The organism is uncultured Chryseobacterium sp., from assembly GCF_913776365.1.
In the GTDB taxonomy this organism is placed as follows: domain Bacteria; phylum Bacteroidota; class Bacteroidia; order Flavobacteriales; family Weeksellaceae; genus Chryseobacterium.
The window spans coordinates 1-5,400 of record NZ_CAJYMO010000073.1 but is presented as its reverse complement, the minus strand read 5'-3'; the positions used below and the strand labels follow the sequence as shown (position 1 = coordinate 5,400).

General features: G+C 44.1%; 5 protein-coding genes. 3 read left to right on the top strand and 2 right to left on the bottom strand.

The window, feature by feature from the left end:
• The 3 genes from purD to QZ735_RS03730 form a co-directional block, all read left to right on the top strand.
• On the top strand, positions 1-928 hold a 928-nt coding region (gene purD / locus QZ735_RS03740; protein WP_294244372.1), incomplete at its 5' end, for a phosphoribosylamine--glycine ligase.
• Between the two features lie 231 nt (positions 929-1,159).
• Entirely contained in the window at positions 1,160-2,689 is a 1,530-nt protein-coding gene (guaA, locus tag QZ735_RS03735; protein WP_294244370.1) for a glutamine-hydrolyzing GMP synthase, read from the top strand.
• 589 nt (positions 2,690-3,278) lie between these two features.
• Complete coding sequence (locus QZ735_RS03730; RefSeq protein ID WP_294244368.1) at positions 3,279-4,778, top strand: carbon-nitrogen hydrolase family protein; 1,500 nt, start codon at positions 3,279-3,281, stop codon at positions 4,776-4,778.
• A 93-nt stretch (positions 4,779-4,871) separates the two neighbouring features.
• Here the strand turns inward: QZ735_RS03730 and QZ735_RS03725 are convergent, their stop codons facing one another.
• On the bottom strand, positions 4,872-5,027 hold the full coding sequence (locus QZ735_RS03725) for a hypothetical protein (protein WP_294244367.1): 156 nt from the start codon (positions 5,025-5,027) through the stop codon (positions 4,872-4,874).
• Between the two features lie 32 nt (positions 5,028-5,059).
• Positions 5,060-5,400, bottom strand: a 341-nt coding sequence (gwsS, locus tag QZ735_RS03720; RefSeq protein WP_294244364.1) for a grasp-with-spasm system SPASM domain peptide maturase, incomplete at its 5' end; no start/stop codon positions are given.

Here is a 5,400-nt window from a genome sequence, read left to right as displayed (position 1 = left end):
CAAGAAATTCATGCAGACCTATGGTATCAAAACCGCAACCGCAAAAGTATTTGATTCATATAACGATGCCATTTCTTATGTTCAGGACCATGAATATCCTTTGGTGGTAAAAGCCAGCGGACTGGCCGGAGGAAAAGGAGTGGTGATCTGTGACAACCGCGAAGAAGCAGAAGCGACCATCCACGATTTCATGATCAAAAGAATCTTCGGCGATGCCGGGATCAGACTGGTGATCGAGGAATTCCTTGACGGTTTTGAGGCTTCCATCATTGCTTTTTCCAACGGGAACAAACTTTTCCCTTGTATCGCTGCTAAAGATTATAAAAAAGCAGGAAACGGAGATACCGGTCACAATACCGGAGGAATGGGATGTGTGGCGCCAAGCCCGGAATTTACCCCGGAACACTATGCAGATTTCGAGAAAAATATCCTGGAAACCACCGTTAACGGACTCAAAGCGGAAGGGTTCAACTTCAAAGGAATCATCTTCTTCGGACTGATGGTCACCAAAAAAGGAACTTACCTTCTTGAATACAACATGAGATTCGGAGATCCTGAAACGCAGGTATTGATGGCGCTGATGGAAAATAATCTGCTGGATGTCATCCAGGATTGCATGGAAGGAAAAGACATCGAGCTTACATTCAGGGACGAAAAAGCCGTTTGTCTGGTGATGTGTTCAGGAGGCTATCCAAGAAACATCGAAACAGGTTTCGAAATCGTAGGCGAAGACCGGCTGAAGTACAGCACCCTGTTATATGCAGGAGCCATCCGTAAAGGGGACAAAGTGGTTTCCAACGGCGGAAGGGTACTGAACATCGTGGCCACCGGAGCAACCTATGAAGATGCCCGCAAGAAAGTATACGAGGACGCAGGTCACGTACATTTCGATTACGGCTTCTACAGAGAAGACATCGGAAAGTTTTAAAATAAATGCCCTGATTTTTCGGGGCTTTTTTTTAAGGAGCCGGGAACCTGCTATCCGCTCATACTCCTCGCGTTCCGGCCTTGCAGGCCCGCTGTGGGGTAACCGCTCCTATCAGGGCTAGGGCAGCAGTCTTTTGTAGAAATTGCAGTCTTTTTTATAAAATTTATCAATAGGATCGGGCTTTAGCCCGGTCAAAACATCAATTATCAATCATCATTCATCAGTTATAAAATGAACAACGGTATTATCATATTGGATTTCGGATCACAGTACAACCAGCTTATCGGACGCAGAATCCGTGAGATGGGCGTTTATTCCGAAATCCTGCCATTCAATACACCATTAGAAACCCTAATGGAAAAACAACCGAAAGGAATCATCCTTTCCGGAGGTCCCAGCTCCGTAAATGCGGAAAATGCCCATCTGGTGCAGAAAGAACTGTACGAACAGGGAATCCCGGTGTTGGGGATTTGCTACGGAATGCAGCTTACCGCACACCTTTTGGGCGGGAAAGTCCATAAAGGCGTAAAAGGCGAATACGGGAAAGCCCACCTGGAAATCGTAAAAGAATCTTCTTTATTAAAAGGGGTGACCGATAACTCCGTGGTTTGGATGAGCCATTTCGATGAAGTGGGACAGCTGCCGGCAGGATTCGATTTAAATGCGAAATCAGGCGTAATTGCTTCCATTTCCAATGAAGAAAAGAAAATCTACTGCGTACAGTTCCACCCGGAAGTTTCCCACACCGAAGAAGGCGGCAAAATGCTGGAGAATTTCGTTTTCGGAATCTGTGATGCAGAGAAAAACTGGAAACTGACCAACTATATCGAAAAAACCGTAGAAGAAATCCGGGAAAGAGTAGGCGATCAGAAAGTGATCCTAGGCCTTTCCGGTGGAGTAGACTCTTCGGTAGCAGCAGTATTGATCCATAAAGCAATCGGCGATCAGCTGACGTGTATCTTTGTAGATACCGGATTGCTGAGAAAAGATGAGGATAAAAAAGTAATGGATAATTATGGGGAACATTTCCACATGAACATTAAATTGGTGGATGCCAAAGAACGGTTTTTATCCAAACTGGCCGGCGTTGATGACCCTGAAGCCAAAAGAAAAATCATCGGAAACGAATTCATTCACGTATTCGATGAAGAGTCCCATAAAATCGAAGGCGCAAAATTCCTGGCACAGGGAACTATTTATCCGGACGTGATCGAAAGCCAGTCCGTAAACGGACCGTCTGCCGTGATCAAATCCCACCACAACGTAGGCGGGCTTCCGGAAGAGATGGAGTTTGAATTGCTGGAACCTTTAAGGGAACTCTTCAAGGATGAAGTAAGAAAAGTAGGGGAAGAATTGGGAATTCCTCATCATCTGGTGCACCGTCACCCTTTCCCGGGTCCGGGATTGGGAATCAGGATCCTGGGAGCTGTTGACGCTGAAAAAGTACGGATCTTACAGGAAGCCGATGATATTTTCATCGAAGAGCTTTACAAGAATGATCTGTATGAAAAAGTTTCCCAGGCATTCGTGGTATTGCTTCCGGTAAAATCCGTTGGCGTAATGGGAGACGAAAGAACCTACGAATATACAGCAGTAGTCCGTTCTGCCAACACCATCGATTTCATGACGGCGACATGGAGCAGGCTTCCTTACGAATTCCTGGATACCGTTTCCGGAAGGATCATCAATGAGGTCATAGGAATCAACAGAGTAGCTTATGACATCTCAAGCAAACCGCCTGCAACCATCGAGTGGGAATAATCTTAAAAGATTGATTACACTCATAACAGAATACATTTCTTCGGAATAACTTTGTCATCCGAAATAATTTTTTTTCATCATTTGTGTTTTTTGGCCTTCCGTAAGGAAGGCTTTTTTATTTAATGCAATCTAAACTAACCTTGCGGGTTTCCAAAAACCCGTAAGGTTTAATTCAACACCATTAATTTTCACTGATGCTCAAGAACGTTACTTCTTAAATGCAAAATCTGATCGGCATTAATATGTTAAGGAACAGAGAAAAAGCGGCATTATTACTAATAAAGCATATTGATTATACGTACGCTTCATCAGATCAGTTTACTGATCCTTGAAAAGATGAAAGATATTACAACGCAACAACATCCGATAACAGAAATGTAAGCCCTGAAAGGGCGGCATAAACCAGCACCGGGTGCAGCCCGGTGATCATAACGTCATATGATACAAAGCCCTGAAAGGGTGACATAAAAAGATAGGAGCTAATAGCAGAGGAAAGATCGGTGGGCAAATAATAAATCCTGAATAAAACTTTATTTCCGATTCCTTGAATTATCATAGATTTCCCTAAATTTAGACAAAATTACATCAGATGCAAATAGAAACAAGAGCGCTCACCGTTGAGGATTACCCCGAACTGGTGGAGACGATGAAGAGGGCTTACCCGCAGATGTCGGAATACGTCTGGTCCAGGAGAAGCATTGAAAAGCTGACCACTATTTTCCCCAAAGGGCAGATCTGCATTACGGTAGACGGGAAACTGGCCGCCGTGGCATTATCCATCATCGTCAACTACGATGAATTCGGTGACGACCATACCTACAGCGACATTACGGGAAATTATACTTTCAACACCCATATTTCAACAGGAAACACACTCTACGGGATTGAAGTCTTTGTGGATCCTGAATTCCGGGAGCTCCGTTTGGGAAGGAGGCTGTATGATGCCCGCAAAGAGCTCTGCGAACTGCTGAACCTGCGGTCGATTATTTTAGGCGGCAGGATTCCGAATTATCATAAACATACCGATCTTTCACCGCGGGAATACATCCGGAAAGTCCGGGATAAGGAAATTTACGATCCGGTGCTGTCGTTCCAGCTTTCCAATAATTTCCTGCCGATCCGGGTGCTGAAAGGCTATCTTCCCGAAGATGAATCTTCAGGGGAAAATGCCGTATTGCTGCAGTGGAACAACATCTATTACAGCAAGAAAACCACAACAATGCAGGACAGCATCATCCGGCTGGGACTGGTGCAGTGGCAGATGAGGCACTTTAAAGACATCGATGCCTTTTACGAGCAGGTAGAGTTCTTCGTGAACGTAATGGGCGATTATAAAGCGGATTTCGTTCTTTTCCCGGAACTGTTCAATACGCCGCTGCTGGCACCGTTCAACAAGCTTTCGGAAAGAGACAGTATGATCGAACTGGCCAAGCTTACGGAAGAAATCCGGATGAAAATCTCAGACCTGGCGGTTGGATACAATGTCAACATTATTTCCGGAAGCATGCCCGTTTTTGAAAATAACGATCTGTACAACGTCAGTTATCTTCTTCACCGGGACGGACGGGTAGACGAGTACCGGAAGATCCACATTACCCCGAATGAAAGGAAATATTACGGCATGAAAGGCGGAAATGAAATCCGGGTCTTCGATACCGACTGCGGAAAAATCGGCCTGGTCATCTGCTATGATGTAGAGTTTCCGGAACTGCCGAGAATCCTTGCCGACCAGGGAATGAAAATCCTGTTCGTGCCTTATCTTACCGACACCCAGAACGCTTATACGCGGGTGCGCCACTGTGCGGCCGCGAGGGCGATCGAAAATGAATGTTACGTAGCCATAGCCGGCTGCGTCGGAAACCTTCCGGGTGTTAACAATATGGACATCCAGTTCGGGCAGGCGGCCGTATTCACACCGTCTGATTTTGCCTTTCCGTCGAATGCGGTAAAAGGCGAAGCCACCCCGAATACGGAAATGACCCTGATTGTTGATGTAGATTTAAACCTGCTGAAAGACCTTCATCATCACGGTTCGGTTCAGGTCATGAAAGACCGGCGGAAAGATTTGTATGAAACTTATTTAAAATAATACGGCAGGTTATCAAACCCTTTCTGTACCATAAAAATCAAAAGGCTGTCCGAAAAATACGGACAGCCTTTTATTTACTTTTTTTTGCAGCGGCTATAATGCCTGAGGGCATACTACGGCAGGACAGATCAGTCCCGGACATCTTGGTCTTCCGTCATCCGGGCAGCATTTGTTGGAGCAGTTTCTGATAATTCCGCCTCCTGAGATGCTTTTCATCTGCGATCTTGATACTTTTTTTAAATTTTTCATATTTTTATTATTTAATGAGACTGTATTTATTGTTAAATATTAGTGGGATTTACAGAAAACATATCTTCCCAAACTCCGGTATAAGGATCATAAAAACATTTTAAAGGTTTTGAATATTCATTGCTTGGATTTTTTGTGTAAGCTCTACAGTCACTGCAGACGTAACGGTATTCACAGTCTTTGCATACTTCAACCAGATCTTTATTGATAGACCATTTTTTCTGAAAATCAATATTTTCAGAAACTTTAATTAAAGATTCATCCAGGATATTACCAAAAGATTTTTTCATTGATGGGCAATTCTTTATATTCCCATCTGTATCGATTGATATTTTCCTGTTCAGACATGAATTAAATAGTTTGTTTTCCATAA